Source organism: Peribacillus sp. NPDC097675 (genome assembly GCF_050277655.1).
In the GTDB taxonomy this organism is placed as follows: domain Bacteria; phylum Bacillota; class Bacilli; order Bacillales; family DSM-1321; genus Peribacillus.
Window position 1 is genome coordinate 65,290 of sequence record NZ_JBNNSK010000008.1, and the last position, 18,338, is coordinate 83,627.

The 18,338-nt window shown below is 43.9% G+C and carries 16 protein-coding genes; 12 read left to right on the top strand and 4 right to left on the bottom strand.

The genetic code is table 11. The features are described 5' to 3' along the window. Positions 1-5: 5 nt before the first annotated feature. Both ACQKL5_RS12995 and ACQKL5_RS13000 read right to left on the bottom strand, forming a co-directional pair. Positions 6-524, bottom strand: a complete 519-nt coding sequence (locus tag ACQKL5_RS12995; RefSeq protein ID WP_427609267.1) for a spore coat protein — start codon at positions 522-524, stop codon at positions 6-8. 83 nt (positions 525-607) lie between these two features. Next, a complete protein-coding gene (locus ACQKL5_RS13000; protein WP_427609268.1) occupies positions 608-1,510 on the bottom strand; it encodes a LysR family transcriptional regulator in 903 nt (300 codons plus the stop codon). A 133-nt stretch (positions 1,511-1,643) separates the two neighbouring features. Here ACQKL5_RS13000 and gltB point away from each other — a divergent pair, with 133 nt between their 5' ends. From gltB to brnQ, 8 genes are all read left to right on the top strand, one after another. Continuing rightward, positions 1,644-6,194 carry a glutamate synthase large subunit gene (gene gltB / locus ACQKL5_RS13005; protein ID WP_427609269.1) on the top strand — a complete coding sequence of 1,517 codons (4,551 nt, stop codon included), beginning with the start codon at positions 1,644-1,646 and terminating at the stop codon, positions 6,192-6,194. Between the two features lie 16 nt (positions 6,195-6,210). Continuing rightward, the gene (gene gltD / locus ACQKL5_RS13010; RefSeq protein ID WP_427609270.1) at positions 6,211-7,692 is read left to right on the top strand and encodes a glutamate synthase small subunit; all 1,482 of its coding nucleotides are present in this window, start codon (positions 6,211-6,213) and stop codon (positions 7,690-7,692) included. A gap of 345 nt (positions 7,693-8,037) precedes the next feature. Beyond that, positions 8,038-8,532, top strand: coding sequence for an RNA polymerase sigma factor (locus ACQKL5_RS13015; protein ID WP_427609272.1), 495 nt, complete (start codon positions 8,038-8,040; stop codon positions 8,530-8,532). Next, the gene (locus ACQKL5_RS13020) at positions 8,529-9,077 is read left to right on the top strand and encodes a zf-HC2 domain-containing protein (RefSeq protein ID WP_427609274.1); all 549 of its coding nucleotides are present in this window, start codon (positions 8,529-8,531) and stop codon (positions 9,075-9,077) included. Before ACQKL5_RS13015 ends, ACQKL5_RS13020 begins: the two co-directional genes overlap by 4 nt. A gap of 2 nt (positions 9,078-9,079) precedes the next feature. Then, a complete protein-coding gene (locus ACQKL5_RS13025) occupies positions 9,080-9,763 on the top strand; it encodes a hypothetical protein (protein WP_427609276.1) in 684 nt (227 codons plus the stop codon). A gap of 72 nt (positions 9,764-9,835) precedes the next feature. Continuing rightward, positions 9,836-10,261 carry a cytidine deaminase gene (locus tag ACQKL5_RS13030; protein ID WP_427609278.1) on the top strand — a complete coding sequence of 142 codons (426 nt, stop codon included), beginning with the start codon at positions 9,836-9,838 and terminating at the stop codon, positions 10,259-10,261. A 304-nt stretch (positions 10,262-10,565) separates the two neighbouring features. After that, the gene (locus tag ACQKL5_RS13035) at positions 10,566-11,210 is read left to right on the top strand and encodes an SDR family oxidoreductase (protein WP_427609280.1); all 645 of its coding nucleotides are present in this window, start codon (positions 10,566-10,568) and stop codon (positions 11,208-11,210) included. Between the two features lie 384 nt (positions 11,211-11,594). Next, positions 11,595-12,926, top strand: a complete 1,332-nt coding sequence (gene brnQ / locus ACQKL5_RS13040; protein ID WP_427609282.1) for a branched-chain amino acid transport system II carrier protein — start codon at positions 11,595-11,597, stop codon at positions 12,924-12,926. A gap of 202 nt (positions 12,927-13,128) precedes the next feature. On the opposite strand, the gene ACQKL5_RS13045 is transcribed toward brnQ, so the two are convergent. After that, positions 13,129-14,169, bottom strand: coding sequence for an NAD(P)-dependent alcohol dehydrogenase (locus ACQKL5_RS13045; RefSeq protein WP_427609283.1), 1,041 nt, complete (start codon positions 14,167-14,169; stop codon positions 13,129-13,131). A 224-nt stretch (positions 14,170-14,393) separates the two neighbouring features. Here ACQKL5_RS13045 and ACQKL5_RS13050 point away from each other — a divergent pair, with 224 nt between their 5' ends. From ACQKL5_RS13050 to ACQKL5_RS13065, 4 genes are all read left to right on the top strand, one after another. Beyond that, positions 14,394-14,807, top strand: coding sequence for a MerR family transcriptional regulator (locus tag ACQKL5_RS13050; protein WP_427609284.1), 414 nt, complete (start codon positions 14,394-14,396; stop codon positions 14,805-14,807). A gap of 161 nt (positions 14,808-14,968) precedes the next feature. Then, entirely contained in the window at positions 14,969-15,832 is an 864-nt protein-coding gene (locus tag ACQKL5_RS13055) for an AAA family ATPase (protein ID WP_427609493.1), read from the top strand. 15 nt (positions 15,833-15,847) lie between these two features. Further along, the gene (locus tag ACQKL5_RS13060; protein WP_427609286.1) at positions 15,848-17,764 is read left to right on the top strand and encodes a vWA domain-containing protein; all 1,917 of its coding nucleotides are present in this window, start codon (positions 15,848-15,850) and stop codon (positions 17,762-17,764) included. 72 nt (positions 17,765-17,836) lie between these two features. Then, entirely contained in the window at positions 17,837-18,190 is a 354-nt protein-coding gene (locus ACQKL5_RS13065) for a spore coat protein (protein ID WP_427609288.1), read from the top strand. 12 nt (positions 18,191-18,202) lie between these two features. Here the strand turns inward: ACQKL5_RS13065 and ACQKL5_RS13070 are convergent, their stop codons facing one another. Then, a complete protein-coding gene (locus tag ACQKL5_RS13070; RefSeq protein WP_427609289.1) occupies positions 18,203-18,322 on the bottom strand; it encodes a DUF4023 family protein in 120 nt (39 codons plus the stop codon). Positions 18,323-18,338: the final 16 nt, after the last annotated feature.

Consider the following 18,338-nt stretch of genomic DNA (forward strand, 5'->3'; position numbering starts at 1 on the left):
TTTATTCATAATTGGGACAGTGCTTTATTGGCTAGATTTACATCATTTTTGAGCACCTTGTTGAAATCATAGGCTGGATACAGTCCTCTTTCATATAGGTAATGGAAGATTTTTGCGTGATTATCGATTGCGCTATTCAAATGCTTTTTAAATACTTTACGTAGGGAAGGGGTGGCCGTTTCCGTCAACGCAGTCGCGTAATTCTTGATGGAGGATTTGGCCAGGCCAAGCAAGTCTCCGGCTGCCAGTGCCGACGCATCATCCCTGGTTCCCTCTTCATGTATTTCAACCTCTATTACAGCCTCTGTCCGGTTGACATCGGGCGTTAATGGATAAAATTGAAGCAATTCCATGAGGTTCTGCGTAAGGGAATCAATCATCTGCTTGTAGAGCGTTTTTAGAATCGGGTCCTTTATTTCCGGGTAGGCTTTTTTCAATTTCATCAGGGCATTGGCCTGTGAAGCTACCAATTCATGTAGCTCAAGCGTTTCATGCCAAGCAAGATGTGAATGAGTGGGTGTCATTTTTAATACCTCCTGAACATAGTGTCTTGGTACTGTATTCAAGAGGTGGGCTTTTAGGAAGTTATCCCATTATTGCGAAAATATTATTGATATCGCTCCAGCCGCGAGAAGAATCTTTTTACAAACTCGTAAAAAACCTTTTCCGAAGGGGCCAGCTCTTTATTTTTTGGAGAGATGATACCGACTGTCCGCTTGACTGAAGGTGTTTCAATGGGAATTTTGACGGTCATTCTCGGTACGAATTCGTAGAAGGTGCTATCAGGCAACAGACTGACACCGATTCCGGCCGATACGAGCCCTTTTATGGAATCCATGTCTTCTCCTTCCGAAGCGATGTTCGGCGTGAACCCGGCCTGTTTACAGGCTTCGATGGCAATGGTGTTCAGAACGTATCCTTTAGGGAATAGGACAAAAGGATCATTTCGCAGGTCGCTTAGGCGCAAGGTCTTTCTTTCCGCGAGCGGATGGGAGATGGGAAGCAGGGCGGACACATTTTCGGTGAATAAGATATGACTCTCGATATCGGAATCCTTTGTAGGAATCGGTCCGAGGAAGGCCAAACCGATTTCGCGGTTTTTCACTGCCTCCATTAGGTAGGAGTAGGATCCCTGTTTCAAGTGAAACGAAATATTCGGCTGCTCATCCTTAAAGGCGGAAATGACAGTCGGCAGTAAATAGGTAGAGAGGCTTGTCGGAAACCCGATTTTAATCATTCCATGTTCGGGGTCCAGGAATTCTTCGATTTGATATTTGGCGTACTCTATCGCCTTGATTGCCGTTTTAGAATGGATCAAGAATATTCTTCCAATCGGAGTTAATTGAATGTTCCGACCAATTTTCTCAAATAACATGACTCCCAGTTCTTCTTCTAATCTAGCAATCTGGCGACTGATGGCCGATTGGGCTATATGTAAGTGTTCGGCGGCTGCAGAGACATGTTCTCTTTCAGCAACTTCGACGAAATAACGTAATTGGCGTAGTTCCATTTGCTCATCTCCATCCATCTATCTCAAAGTGAGATTGATTTATGCTTAATTATATATTGTTTATATTGATTTGAAAACCTAGAATAATATGTAAGTGACATAACGGTGTAAGAAATAAGAGGGGGGAAACATTATGACATACAATCAAATACCAAAAGCACAAGGTCTTTACCGTCCGGAATTTGAACATGATGCATGTGGGATCGGTTTATACGCTCATTTAAAGGGGCTAGCTACACATGATATCGTCAAACAAGGACTGCAGATGCTGTGCCAATTAGATCATCGCGGCGGACAAGGGAGCGATCCTCTTACAGGAGATGGAGCAGGATTGATGGTGCAGATTCCTGATAAGTACTTTAGGATTGCTTGCCCGGAAATGAATTTGCCGGAAAAGGGACGCTATGGTGTGGGGATGCTCTTTTTCTCTAATGATGATGCAGAACGGAATGCGATTGAAACACGTCTAAATTCCTTAATCGAACAAGAGGGTCAAACACTTCTGGGTTGGAGAACGGTACCTGTAGACGTAGCGAAAATCGGAAATGTCGGCAAAGAAACGTGCCCGACGATCCGTCAGGTATTCATTGGTGCCAGTGAAGACGTTACGGAAGATTTGGCTTTTGAACGCAAGTTATTCATCATCCGAAAACAGGCAGAAAATTGGGCAAGGGAACGCGGAAACCGTTTTTATTTTGCTAGCCTTTCAAGTGCTACGATTGTATACAAGGGATTGCTGACACCGGAACAAGTGGATGCTTTTTATCTTGATCTACAGCATGAGGATTTTTTGTCGGCCTTCGCTTTAGTGCATTCCCGCTTTAGTACCAATACGTTTCCTAGCTGGGAACGGGCCCATCCAAACCGTTACTTGATCCATAACGGCGAGATCAATACGCTAAGAGGGAATGTAAATTGGATGAAAGCGCGTGAACAGCAGTTTGTTTCTGAAGCATTCGGGGATGATTTACAAAAGGTCCTTCCTATCTTGGATACAGACGGAAGTGACTCTTCCATTTTGGATAATGCACTAGAATTTTTCGTCTTGGCAGGTCGGAAACCGGCACATGCAGCGATGATGTTGATTCCTGAGCCCTGGACGGAAAATCCGCATATGACGAAGGAAAAGAAAGCTTTTTACGAATATCACAGCATGTTGATGGAGCCATGGGATGGTCCGACGGCCATTTCATTCACGAACGGGAAACAAATCGGGGCGATTCTGGACCGTAACGGCTTAAGACCGGCCCGTTATTATGTAACAAAAGATGATTACATCATTTTCTCCTCGGAAGTCGGCGTAATCGATGTTGAGCCAGAAAATGTTTTATATAAAGAGCGTTTAAGCCCAGGCAGGATGCTTTTACTAGATTTAGAGGAAGGTCGCATCATTTCTGATGAAGAAATCAAATCCGAAATGGCAAACGAACAACCGTATCAGCAGTGGTTGGATGATCAGATTGTGCAATTATCGGACGAAGAACAAACAGTCGATGTGGAGCCTATTCCAGATTTACTTTTCCGTCAAAAAGCGTTCGGCTATACGTATGAGGACGTGCAAAAGTATTTACTACCGGTTATTAAGGAAGGAAAAGATCCACTTGGCTCGATGGGAAATGACATTCCGCTAGCGGTATTATCGGATGGCCCGCAATCGTTGTTCAACTATTTCAAACAGTCCTTTGCCCAAGTTACTAATCCACCGATTGATTCGCTTCGTGAACAGATCGTGACGTCAACCATGACGTTTTTAGGGGCGGAAGGGGACTTGTTGAATCCAAATGAAACGAACAGCCACCGGATTCAATTGGATACACCTGTTTTGACGCCAGGCCAGATGAATCAGCTTAAGGAAAACAACTATCCGGAATTCCAAAGTAGGGTCATAGAGACTTTATTTTCTGAAGATTTGGAAAGTCGATTGGACCGGATTTGCCGTGAAGCGGAGCAAGCGATAGCGGAAGGGGTTAGCCTCTTAATTTTATCCGATAAAAATATGAGCAAAGAACAAGCTGCGATTCCGCCATTATTGGCTGCTAGCGCCCTTCATCAAGAACTTATCCGCCATGGAAACCGTACGAAGGTAAGCATTATCGTCGAAACGGGAGAGGTAAGGGAAGTTCATCACTTTGCCGCTTTGATTGGATATGGGGTAGATGCGATTTATCCTTATCTTGCATTTGAGACCTATAAACAAGCGGTAGCTGACGGCAGTTTAGCGATTAGCTATGAAAAAACGGTCAGCAAATATGTAAAAGCCGTGACGGAAGGCATCGTCAAGATCATGTCGAAGATGGGGATATCCACAGTACAGAGCTATCGTGGGGCACAAATTTTCGAAGCGGTCGGTATTAGCGCAGATGTGATTGAACGCTATTTCAGCGGTACAGCTTCACAGCTTAGCGGGATCGAGCTAGATACCATTGCCGAAGAAGCATGGATTCGTCACCAAAAAGCAATCACGGATCTTTCCAATGAAACGCTAGAGGCGGGAAGCGATTTTCAATATAGAGCGAATGGGCAGCATCATGCGTTCAATCCGAAAACGATTCATACGCTGCAATGGGCGTGCCGAAAAGGGGACTACAGCCTGTTTAAGCAATATTCCCAGTTGGCAAATGAGGAGCGACTTGGATTCTTACGGAATTTATTCTCGTTCAATCAAAAGAATCAGAGTATCTCCATAGATGAAGTGGAATCCGTGGAATCAATCGTACGCCGCTTTAAAACAGGGGCCATGTCGTTTGGATCGCTTAGTCAGGAAGCCCATGAAACATTAGCGATTGCCATGAACCGTTTAGGTGGAAAAAGTAACAGCGGAGAAGGCGGAGAACATCCAAATCGATATGAAATCGATGAAAACGGTGATAGCCGCCGTAGTGGAATCAAGCAAATCGCTTCCGGTCGTTTCGGTGTGAAGAGCCACTATCTTGTGAATGCCGATGAGCTTCAGATCAAGATGGCTCAAGGAGCGAAACCGGGTGAAGGCGGGCAATTGCCGGGGAATAAGGTATATCCTTGGGTAGCTGAAGTTCGTGGGTCCACACCGGGCGTCGGCTTGATTTCACCGCCACCACATCATGATATCTATTCGATTGAAGATTTGGCGCAGTTGATTCATGACTTGAAAAACGCCAACCGCGAAGCAAGAATCAGCGTCAAGCTGGTTTCGAAGGCGGGCGTCGGCACGATCGCTGCGGGCGTTGCCAAAGGGGCTGCCGATGTGATTGTCATCAGTGGATATGATGGTGGAACGGGTGCATCGCCTAAAACGAGCATCAAGCATACTGGCTTGCCGTGGGAGCTTGGCCTTGCCGAAGCCCATCAGACCTTGATGCTGAACGGTCTGCGCAGCAGGGTCGTCCTTGAAACGGATGGAAAGCTCATGACTGGGCGCGATGTGGTCATGGCAGCGATTCTTGGAGCTGAAGAATTCGGTTTTGCAACAGCTCCACTCGTGGTCCTTGGTTGTGTGATGATGCGCGCGTGTCACTTGGATACCTGTCCAGTCGGTGTGGCTACACAAAACCCAGAGCTACGCAGTAAATTCGGTGGAGATCCTGATCATGTCGTGAATTTCATGCGATTCATTGCAGAAGAGGTTCGTGAAACGATGGCTGAACTTGGATTCAGAACGGTGGACGAGATGGTTGGCCGCACCGATGTTTTACAGGTGAGCGAACGGGCTCAGGCGCATTGGAAAACGAAGCACCTCGACTTGTCGACACTTCTTTTCCAACCAGAGGGAATCCGTACGTTCCAACATCCGCAAAACCATAAAATCGAAGAGTCCTTGGATTTCCGGGAAATCCTTCCTGCTGTACAGCCTGCCTTGGTGGATCAAACCCAAGTGGATGCAAGCTTCCCGATTACGAACGTGAACCGTGTGGTTGGAACGATCGTCGGCAGTGAAGTTTCCAAACGCTATGGTGAGGAAGGGCTGCCAGAAGATACGATTACACTTCGATTTACAGGATCGGCTGGCCAAAGCTTCGGAGCCTTCATTCCAAAAGGGATGTCGATGTATTTGACAGGTGATGTCAATGACTATATCGGTAAAGGGTTATCCGGTGGAAAACTGGTAGTCACATCACCTACTGGTAACCAGATTGAAGCGGGCGACAATGTAATTGCCGGAAATATTGCCCTATATGGCGCAACAAGCGGGGAAGCATACATTAACGGACGTGCCGGTGAACGTTTTGCGGTACGAAACAGTGGGGTCCATGTCGTTGTCGAGGGAATTGGCGACCATGGTTGTGAGTACATGACAGGTGGACGTGTCGTAATCCTCGGGGATGTCGGGAAAAACTTTGCGGCCGGCATGTCAGGCGGTATCGCGTATGTACTTTCGGAAGACGTGGAAGCATTCAAGGCCTTATGTAATCCAGAGATGATCGAATTCGAAACGCTTGAAGATATAAAAGATGTAAATGAAGTAAAAGAAATGATTTCAAACCACCTTCATTATACAGAGAGCGCGAAAGCCTCCTATGTACTGGAGAACTGGGATGATCTGGTCAAAAGGTTCGTTAAAGTCATTCCGAAAGATTATAAACGGATGATGAATAGCATCGAGGAACAAAGGCAAGCAGGTTTATCGAAAGAAGAAGCCTTCATGAGTGCGTTTCAGGCTAATGCCATCCAAGGCAAAAAATCAACCAAACAAGCTGTGATGCTGTAAGGAAGGGGAGAGTCAAATGGGAAAAGCAACAGGATTTATGGAATATCCACGTGAAAAGCCAAATGAACGAAACCCTCTTACCCGGTTAAGTGACTGGAGAGAGTATTCCACTTCTTTCTCGGATGGAAAATTACGTACACAGGGAGCGCGGTGCATGGACTGCGCCACCCCTTTCTGTCATGTGGGCATGGAGTTGGACCGGGTCACGACGGGTTGCCCGATTAACAATCTGATTCCCGAGTGGAATGATTTAGTGTACCGCGGCAGATGGAAGGAAGCGTTGGACCGCTTGATGAAGACGAATAACTTCCCAGAGTTCACGGGCCGCGTATGTCCAGCCCCTTGTGAAGGGTCTTGTACGGTTGCGATTAACGACCCGGCCGTCGCCATCAAAAGCATCGAACGCTCCATCATTGACAAGGGCTTTGAAAATGGATGGATCACTCCTCGCATCCCGGAAAATCGGACTGGAAAGAAAATTGCCATCATCGGTTCAGGTCCTGCTGGATTGGCAAGTGCCGATCAGCTAAACCAAGCAGGTCATTCTGTAACGGTTTATGAGCGTTCAGACCGTGCAGGCGGATTATTGACATATGGAATTCCGAACATGAAACTGGAGAAAGACGTCGTCGCCCGCCGTATCACCTTATTGAATCAAGAGGGCATCGATTTCGTCTTGAATACGGAAGTCGGAAAAGATATCACAAAAGAGGAATTACAAGATCAATACGATGCAGTTATCCTCTGCACTGGTGCTCAAAAGCAGCGCGAGCTGGATATTGAAGGTCGTGAAGCAAAAGGCATTCATCTTGCAATGGATTACTTAACGACTTCGACAAAGAGTTTGCTGGATTCCAATTTTGAAGATGGTAAGTTTTTAAATACGAAAGGCAAGGATGTCATCGTAATCGGTGGAGGAGATACGGGAGCGGATTGCGTAGCGACTGCCCTTCGTCAAGGATGTAACAGCGTCGTGCAATTTGGGAAACATCCAATCCTGCCGACCGCTCGTACGTCCGATAACATGTGGCCAGCTTATCCAAACGTATTTTCCCTTGAATACGCGTATGAAGAAGCGGAAGCTAAATTCGGGTCTGACCCACGTCAATACTCCATTCAAACAAAAAAAATCGTGGCCGATGAACAGGGCAACGTAAAAGAATTGCATACGATTCAAATGGAAAAAATCAAAGGGGAAGACGGAATCTACCTCTTTAAAGAAATTCCGGGAACGGAAAAGGTGTGGCCTGCACAATTCGTCTTCATCGCCATCGGATTCGAAGGAACAGAGCAGCCGCTACTCACTCAATTCGGAGTAGACACGGTCAATCAAAAGATTGATGCCGTCTATGGTGAATACAGAACGAATGTCGAAGGTGTTTTTGCTGCCGGAGATGCGAGAAGAGGGCAAAGCCTGATTGTCTGGGCCATCAATGAAGGCCGTGAAGTAGCGAGGGAAGTGAACAGCTACTTGATGGGTGCAAAAGTATTGGTATAAGAAGTGCTATTCTGCACTTCTTTTTTTTAGGCTTTTTCGTATAAGGTGTGCTTTTAAATGTCTGCCAAGTGAATTACATTATAGGTAATATAAAAGGGGTTGCCATAAAAGTCATTTTCCGGACTTTTGGGACAGCCCCTTTTAATGATGTATTGGCAATAAACTCTACATATTCATTCCATATGCTTTTTAAAAGGACCGTTAAGTCTACTCATCTATTAGGCTATTTATCTCTTACCCCTATAGTGAAAATACAAAATTATATAAAGTGTTTTTTTCCAAAAGTTGTAACGAAGCATGTATCCGAGGTATTAATACTATGAAAAGCAAGAGAGAGAGGGAGTTATGAAGAAGCTTGAAGAAGAATACGAACAAATTCAGCCGAAAATTTATGCTTTTTTTTACGCCAAGACAGGAAATCAGGCAACTGCTCAAGATCTTTGCCATGACACCTTTTATGAGGCGTGTAAAAACATCGCATCCTTTAATGGCAATTCCACCTTATCAACTTGGATGTTTTCGATTGCAAATAATCTATTGAAGAAGTATTACCGCAAAAACAAGTATCAGCTTGACTTAATGCAAAAACTTTCTATGGTGCCGGAAACGGAAATCCATTCAGTAGAAGAGCTAGCAGAAATTAAAGAGGATACGAAAAATCTCCTATATCATATTTCAAAGTTGGAGGATTCAGCGAGAGAAATCGTACTACTACGTATATACGGGGAGCTGAGTTTTGCAGATATTGGCGCATTAATCGGTAAATCTGAGAATTACGCGCGGGTAACCTTTCACCGCTTGAAATTGCGAATTCAAAAAACGATGGAGGAGACTTTATGAATACCAGATGTTCGGTGACACAAGATTTACTACCTTTATATGAAGAGGAATTATTACAACTAAAAACTCAACGGTTTGTTGAGGAACATTTGCAAAGTTGCCAAGAATGTCGGCATATAGCAGAACAATCACAGATTCCATTACCCGCGGAAGTGCAACCCGGGGCTTCTTCTAAAAAAATGATGCGTAATATTACCTTGAAATTAACGACCATTCAAATTTTCTTTGTAGCGATTGCCTTTATATTGGCCATGAGTACGACCATTATGAATGACAATAGTGGTTTTATTCTGACCTACGCCCTTTTAGGTGCGGTCACGTATCTGTTTTACCGATCCGTTCTCATTGCCATCCTGCTTGCGGGTGTACCGAATTTCATATGGAATTGCCTGTTATATATGACAGATTGGTTCGGCGAATTTTATGCTCAAAGTTTTTCGGAAGCTTTTCTAATAGCACTGACCGCCTTGGTTGTCCACCTGCTGTTGACTTTTATTGGCATCATTATCGGCTTTTGCATTCTTAAAATAAGAGAGGGAAATTAATTATGAAAAAGAAAATAATATACGGCGTGATTGCTATTTTATTAATTGCCGCCATAGTGTTCGCTTATATGCAAATGAGTGGAAATAAAGCTGGTAAATACAAAGCAAAGGAGAGTTTGGAAGAGTTCTTAGAACAAACTTATCCCGACATGGACTACGAAATCAAGCGGTCGGTAGGGTATGGATGGACGGATGAAACTTATGACTTCAATGTAGTGGTAAAGGATTCAGTGGCAGCTGAAACCACCTATCGGTTCTATGTCTCCGGTATCGAACCGTATGAAGTGTATAGTGATACAATCCATGAATCCAAAATAGAGAAAGAAACATCCAAAAAGCTAAATGCGGAGGCGGAACAGTATATTCTTAAGCTCCTCCAGGAAAAAGTCCCGCAAGTCGAATATGTGGATACTGATGTTGAAGTCTACAACAAAGTTGCCGAGGAATGGACGCCACAGATGAAAACGCCAAAGCCGATCCACATTATGCTGGAAATTGAAAAAGGCGAGTTAACAAAACAACAGATGGTGCAACAGTGCATGATTATACAGGAGCTATTGAATGAAAAATCGATCGATTATTATACTACCGAGGTGGGGTATCGTAGTATGGTGAACGGAGAAGAAAATTATGAGTTCGTTAGTTTTACACCAGGAAAGAAATTGACAATAAATGATTTGAATTAAAAAATAATAACCCTTTCAATTAACTGGATATCTTATACTAGAGCTAGTCGTTTTAGAAAAGGGGAATGCTATATGATGACCTATCCTTTACAAGAATCCGATTATACGTTAATCGAAGCTGCAAGCGAAAGAATTAAACAGCTGTATGAAGAAGATAAGCACCATGTGGGTGCCGCGTTGAAAACAAAGTCAGGAAAAATTGTGGCGGCGGTTCACATAGAAGCGTATGTTGGCCGTATTACGGTATGTGCGGAGGCCATTGCGATTGGAAAAGCGATATCGGACGGGGAAAAGGAGTTCGATACGATCGTGGCAGTCAAGCATCCCTATTCCGATGAAACCAATCGGGAGTTAAAGGTTGTCAGTCCTTGTGGGATGTGCCGGGAGCTAATCTCAGATTATGCAGAAGATTGTTTTGTCATCATAGAATTTGACGGGGAAACAGTTAAAACGAGAATCAGTGAGTTGCTTCCTCTGAAATACACCAGGAGTTCGTAACGTTAAAAGGCAATCCTTCATATGAAAGGGTTGCCTTAATCATTTATTTGGCTTTAATGAAAGGCATATATGCACTGACAGCTTCAGTGCTGTAAATTCATTTACATAGAATGGTTTCAGTAGAGAGAAAATGTTCCGCTGCTAGTCCTATTTAAATTACCTTTCATTACTGAATATTTTAAGGGCCAAGCTAATTGAATTCCAATTCGATCCTGTGTGTATGCGGATTGTTTGCCGTTGTTCTCCTTTCGTGAAATAATTGGATAAAGAAAACCAATAGATCTATGATGGGAGCTGACTTAAGATGAAAGTATTCGTAGTTGGAGCAAATGGGCAGATTGGGAAGCACCTAGTTACGTTATTGAAAGAGAGCAAAGAACATAGTGTACGGGCAATGATTCGAAAAGAAGAACAGAAGAAGACGTTTGAAGATATCGGAGTCGAATCGGTGGTCGTCAGTTTGACGGGGTCGGTGGAAGAGATTGCGAAAGCGGCAAAAGGGTGTGACGCCATTGTGTTTGCGGCAGGTTCTGGCGGTAGCACAGGCGCAGATCAAACCTTATTGGTCGATCTTGACGGGGCGGTTAAGACGATTGAAGCGGCTGAAAGCTTAAAGGTGAAGCGGTTTATTATGGTTAGTGCGTTCCAGGCTAATAACCGGGAAAATTGGAGCGAAGCGATTAAACCATATTATGTGGCTAAACACTATGCCGATCGAGCGCTGTTACATAGCGATTTAACGTATACCATCATCCGGCCGGGCGGTCTCGTTAACGAGCCGGGAACAGGTAAGGTGATGGCAGCTGAGAAATTGGAAAGGGGCTCTATTCCTCGTGAGGATGTGGCCGAAACAATTTTCGCTGCGCTAACCGAGGAACATACCTATAACCGTTCCTTCGATTTGATTTCAGGGGAGACCCCCATTGCTGAAGCGTTACAATCTATTTAATATAGAAAGTAAATAGAGCAGGGCCATCTTAAATGGATGGCCCTGCTTTTCCATTTCTGAGGCTTAAATCATTCTATAAAAAAACCATTTGAGTCTTTTGATATAATGTTTATTTTTATAAGTGTCTCTATCTCTTTCTTTCTTCTTATATCCAAAGTCCTGCTGTGAAGGATAAAATCATGTTTATTGAGAAATAAGGAAATATAAATAATGATTTTTCGGAATAATTACTAAAATAGGTTTTGACAAACCTTCCGGTGCATTTTATAGTTAGGAGTGTTGTATTTAGGTTTGTACACTATATACCACAGACCTCCAATTGGAGGCAGCCAGACACCTCTCTTATCTATGGATCAAGAGAATTAGAACATTGGAGGTTTCATAATGTCACAGAAAGCACCACTTTCTTTTACATTGGTTACAGGTTTAATGCTTTTTGCTTTGTTTTTTGGTGCAGGTAACTTGATTTTCCCTGCCATGCTTGGTCAATCCTCAGGGACCAATTTATGGTCCGCTAACCTTGGATTCATCCTTACTGGAGTGGGATTGCCATTTATCGGGATACTGGCATTTGGCATATCAGGTAAAAATGATGTGCAGTCGCTAGTGAGTAGGGCACATCCCATGTTTGGTTTACTTTTCACCATCGTTCTTTATTTGTCCCTTGGACCTTTATTCGCACTTCCAAGAACGGGAAGCGTCTCCTATGAAATAGGAATCAAGCCATTTCTTCCTGAAGGAGTCGGATTTCTACCTTTATTAGTATTCACCATCATTTACTTTGGAATTGCTTGTTTATTATCGATTAATCCCTCAAAAGTTTTGGATATTGTCGGGAAAGTTTTAACTCCGTTATTATTAATTTTTATTGCTATCCTTATCATTGTGGCAATTGTCAATCCAATGGGGAACATTCAAGCTCCTATAGCAGACTATTCTGACAATTCGTTTTTCAAAGGGTTTAAAGAAGGGTATTTGACGATGGATACACTTGCGTCTTTCGCGTTTGGCATCATTGTCATCAATACAGTTAAAGAGAAAGGCATCACTTCTAAAAAGGAAATTTTGAAATTCTGTACTAAAGCCGGTTTGATTGCAGCATTGCTGTTAATGGTCGTATATACGTCATTGACATACGTTGGGGCCACCAGCGTGGAAATGCTTGGCCAACTAGGCAATGGCGGGGACGTTCTTGCGCAAGTATCGAATCACTTTTTCGGTTCTGCGGGTGCCGTACTATTAGGGGTAATCGTGATTGCAGCGTGTTTAACGACTAGCATCGGACTGATCACGGCTTGCTCTACTTACTTTAACAAGTTATGGCCTTCCGTATCGTATAAAACATATGTGGTCATTTTCTCGGTATTCAGTGCAGCGATTGCCAATGTCGGGCTAAGTAATTTAATTGAATACACGGTGCCGGTCTTGACTGCGATTTATCCGGTCGCCATCGTGCTCATTGCCTTGACGTTTTTACATCCCCTTTTCAAAGGGAGATCCGAGGTGTACTTGGGAAGTCTTTTCCTTACCTTGATTTTCGGCATGTATGATGGTCTTATCGCATTAGGGATCACGACGGAACCGATTTCCGACTTTTTGAGCGATTACCTGCCGTTATTCAGTGTAGGCATCGGTTGGATCCTTCCGGCAATCGTTGGTGGGATACTAGGCTATATCGTAAGCTTAATGAAAGGAAACGAAGTACCTCAGTCATGATTGTGTAAAAAATGGAACAAATAGATGAACGAAGGGAGCTATCTTTTTGATGGCTCCTTTTCTTTGGATGTAAATGGCTCACTGGCTCCGTTGTCACAGTAGAATTTCTTGGAGTACTTTTGTTCATGCAACATAAAAAAGGGGATGTTCTAAAATGGTGCTTTTAGAACATCCCCTAATTGAAATGATAAAGTAAAGCGAATTACATCGTGCTGATGTCGATAACGAATCGATACCTTACATCGGAAGCTAATACGCGTTCGTATGCGTCGTCAATTTGATCGGCAGATATAACCTCAATTTCAGGTGCAATGTCATGCTCGGCACAGAAGTCTAACATTTCCTGTGTTTCGCGGATGCCTCCGATCAATGAACCAGCAAATGATCGACGATGACCGATTAAGTTCATGACGCTTAGTGACAACGGTTCAGCGGGAGCACCAACGTTGACCAACGTGCCATTGAGATTGAGCGTTCCTAGATAAGCATCCAGGTTAATCTTCGCACTTACAGTGTTAATGATTAAATCAAACGTTCCAGCAAGTTTCTCGAATGTTTCCGGGTCGCTAGTTGCATAGTAACTGTTGGCACCGAATTTCAGACCATCGTCCTTTTTCCTTAATGTTTGAGAAAGGACAGTGACCTCTGCACCCATCGCATGTGCAATTTTAACAGCCATATGACCGAGACCACCAAGGCCGACAACCGCTACTTTTTTACCCGGACCAGCCCCCCAATGATTTAGAGGAGAAAATGTCGTAATTCCTGCACAGAGTAATGGAGCGGCATCCTCTAGTTTGATGTTTTCAGGAATGCTCAGTACGAAATCTTCTTGTACAACGATGTGAGTAGAATATCCCCCTTGTGTAATTTCGCCGTATTTATCAACAGCAGCGTATGTTTGGATATTTCCTTTGTGACAGTATTGTTCTTCTCCTTTTTTGCAGTTCTCGCATTCACCGCAAGAGTCCACCATACATCCGACTCCTACTCGGTCACCAACCTTGTACTTTGAGACCTCTGCACCAATATCAGTGACGATCCCCGCAATCTCATGTCCAGGGACGAGTGGGTAGTTTACTGGACCCCACTCACCATGAGCAGTATGGATGTCGGAATGGCATATGCCAGCATATTTAATTTCAATTAAAACATCATACAAATCAAGGTCGCGCCGTTGAATTTCAGTCTCTCTAAAGGGTTTGTGCGGACCGTCAACAGCCCGTGCTTTTGCAGTTATCATGAATAATAGCCTCCTACGAATTTTTATGGTAATCAAGAGAATGGGCAATTCTTTTCCCCATCCTTTTTTCTATACAACCTAATCTTAAATCCTATAGTTAACTATAGGTCAAGTGATTAGCATTGTTATCCTTTTTTGGATTTTGACATTAGGGATTTACCTTGATAAGGTGGAGAGAGTACCTATAGTTAACTCGAAGTCTAGTGGTGAAAAGGAGACTAATGATGAAGACCTATTCTATTAGTGAAGCTGCAACCGAACTGAATCTTACCGTGTATACTTTGCGTTACTACGACAAAGAGGGACTCCTGCCTTTTTTAGAACGTACACCCAGTGGTACTAGAGTGTTTAAAGAGTCCGATATAGATGTCTTGAAGATCATTGAATGTTTAAAAGCAACAGGAATGCCGATTAAGGAAATTAAACAATTTATTGATTGGTGTACGGATGGAGATTCTACGTTGGAAAAAAGGTCGAACCTATTTTTGGAGCGAAAAGCAATTGTGGAAGCACAAATGGAAGAGCTTAAAAAAACACTGGAGATCATCGACCACAAATGTTTATATTATAAAACTGCATTGGAAGCCGGAACGGAAGATATTCATAGGAAAAAGATTGAAATCAATCCTAGTAATTAAAAGGATCACCTGCGCATAAGAGAAAGATGGGTGGTTACATGGTTTATGGCGTGCATTAATCATCATTAAGAAAAACGACACAGCTAGCTGATAAAAGCAGATGTTTGTTTTTATAGGAAAAGAACTTTAGAATGAGGAAAAAGGGGTGGAATGAGCTCGTGATGAATACGTTACCAGAAGAAATCATGAATATTTTACATACTAATAAGAAAGATCCCGCTCAATTTCAGGAGCTGATCTCTGAAGGTGGGTATGTACCGCCAGAAATGGATTTGATGATCGATGCGATTTCAGCATTGAGCATGGGGAAGAACATTCTGTTGAAAGGTCCGACAGGGGCAGGGAAGACGAAGTTTGCCGAGACGCTTTCGCATTTGTTCAACCAGCCGATGTTCAGTGTCAATTGTTCAGTCGATCTCGATGCCGAGAGCTTGTTGGGCTTCAAGACGTTAACTTATAAAGAGGAAAAACAGGTGATTGAATTCGTTCCGGGTCCTGTGACAAATGCCATGAATCACGGAACTTTCCTTTATATTGATGAAATCAACATGGCCAAACCCGAAACACTGCCGCTCATCAACGGGGTGCTTGATTATAGAAGAACGATCACGAACCCATTTACGAATGAAGTCATCACCGCAAAAGAGGACTTCAATGTGATTGCAGCCATCAATGAAGGGTATGTGGGTACGGTGCCATTGAATGAAGCGCTGAAAAACCGGTTCATCGTGATTGAGGTCCCCTATATTGAAGGAGAACAGTTAAAGCAATTGATCCAATCCAATACGAAGCTGAAGGACACTAAAATGATCGAGCTATTCGTCAAGCTTTCGGGTGATCTGATTCATGCCGTGAATCAAGGAAAGGTAGCGGAAGATGCGGCATCGATCCGGGCACTGCTTGATGCTTGTGATCTTAGTGTGCTGATTCCGGCGAAGCGGGCAATTCTCCGTTCCATCGTGGATAAGCTTGATGAGGAACGGGAGCGGGAGTTCGTGAAGAACTTGGCCGACACATTATTCTAACTAGGAGAATGCCGCATGAAATATATTCGATTCAATGATTCAATAATTGATACGGCCCTTTTTCTGCAATTACAGGATTTATCAACGGTTTTATCCGGTATACCCGATCTGGAATTCGAATACAATTACGGATCGATTCTCGATTCTGTACATAGAAAAGTCACGGCGAGCCACTTCTGGGAAAATGGCAATCAAGAGGTAAAGGTCGCGGGATTGAAAACGGATGTGCTGCTCAGGACAATCGGGACCCTACATTATTCGAGTGTAAAGGATTTACAGGACTATCAAGAAGTCATCGAGGAAAGCGGGCTTCCGAAGTTTGCGGCGCAATTATTTACCCTATTCGAGGATTTACGGCTTGAGGAAATCATTAAAAAAGAACGGCCGGGAACGAAAAAGTGGTTTTCCGTACGCGAGGCGTATCTCAAACAATATTTTGAAACGCAAATGGGAGCAAACGTTACGAGGAGTTTTGCACTCGATGAACTGTTCTGTCTGATCTATATGCTGCTCCAAGCCGATCGGCCTGATCCGATTTTTCCAAGAGCCAATCAACGGCAAATAGAGAATTTGGAAAAAATCAAACCGTTGATTTATATGGTTTTTGAAGCAAACAAGACGAGTGATATTACGAGGATCTGCGAGCAAATCGTCTTCCGTTTAAATGAAGAGTACCAAGATAGCATGAATGAATATTTCATTTATCCGGTTGCGAATGTGGAGCACTATACGGCCAATACGCTTTTCGATGAACTGACGAGAAACGATGAGTTGTCGAACGATGATACAGAAGATGTGGATGAAGAAGACAGCGAATTCATCGACGAAAAATTCTCCACATGGCACCGGGAGAATAAGAACGGTGAGAACCCTTCCACTTTCCTTCAGTTTGAACTGGAGCAAGGGACGAAAACGAGCATGTTGGGTGGCGGTGCACGGGAAGCCGAAGATGCCGACCAGGCTTTGGCCTCAATTCAGGGTTCATCTGGAGAAAGTAAAGAAAAGGACTACAAGCAACAGGAAACACTCGAGAAAAAGCAGACGAACACCGGGAAAAACGGGGATTACCCGTTTGGTGAGGATAATAAGGATGCCGTCATGATCATCAAAGAGGCGAGAGCATCCACGTTCGATGAGGAAAAACGCTACCGTGAGTTCGTGGCTGATATTGAACCATTCAAGCGGAAGCTTTCCAGCACCATCGAAAAGACGCTTGAAAATAAGAAAAATGCGCCAAGAAGAGATTTGGCGTTCGGAAGGTTATCGAAGAAGTTGCTTCCGCTCGTGCTGGATGAAAATCCGCGGATCTTTTATAAAAAGAACCAGGAGTCCAAGGAAATCGATGCCGTGTTCACGCTTCTCATTGATTGCTCGGCCTCGATGCACAATAAGATGGATGAAACAAAGCGTGGCATCGTCCTGTTTCATGAAGTGTTGAAGAAGTTGAAAATCCCCCATTCAATCGTCGGATTTTGGGAAGACGCCAATGATGTGACAGAAGGCTACCAGCCGAACTATTTCCACGTGATCCACTCCCATTCGGATTCACTTTATCAGAATGCCGGCGCGAAGATCATGCAGCTTGAACCTGAAGAGGATAACCGGGACGGTTACAGCATCCGTGTCGCTTTAAAGGATTTGGAAGGACGGCGGGAGAAGAACCGCTTTCTGCTCGTATTCTCTGATGGCGAACCAGCTGCGGCACATTACGACCAGAACGGAATCGTCGACACGCATCTTGCCGTTTCCGAAGCACGTAAAAAGGGGATTGATGTCATCGGCATGTTTTTAGCGAATGGAAGCATCGAGGAAAGCGAAGAGCTGACGATGAAAAACATCTATGGCAAAGAAAGGCTGATGATTCCCAGTGTAGCTGAACTGCCAGAACACTTTACCCCGTTATTGAAAAAGTTGTTATTGAAGACTATTTGACCCCGAAGTTTTCATCACCCTTCTGTTTAGTCATCATATTCTAGACTGTAACCTAGATGAGGAGTGACAGTGATGTATTATACAAGGCAGAACTTTGGTGGATATGGCAATTACGGGGGTTTCCCAGGGCTAGGTAATTACGGTGCCGTCGGTGGTGGCTTCGGGCAGCCTTTCGGCTATCCGATGTATGGAGGCATGGGTGGGAATGTCAACATGGGCCTTCCAGGAGGCTATCCGATGCAACCAGGATATGGCGGACAGCATAGTTTTCCCATGCAGATGCAAGGTGGCATGGGCGGACATGGAGGAGCCTTCCATCCATACCCCATGTATGGCAGCATGGGCCAAGGCGGCGGATATCAGCAATATTCAAACCAGAAAAGAGCTAGAGGAGATCAACGTAAGATCTCCTCTAGCTCTTTTTGATTTGAACTTTGATTAATGCTGCTTGTTCGGCAACACTTTCTCTGGGTGACCATTCCCTTGACGGCGTTTATTATCGGCTTCTTTTTTCTGCTGTTCTTTGATTCTCTCTACAAATTCTTTCGAACCTTCCATGCATAAAACCTCCTCC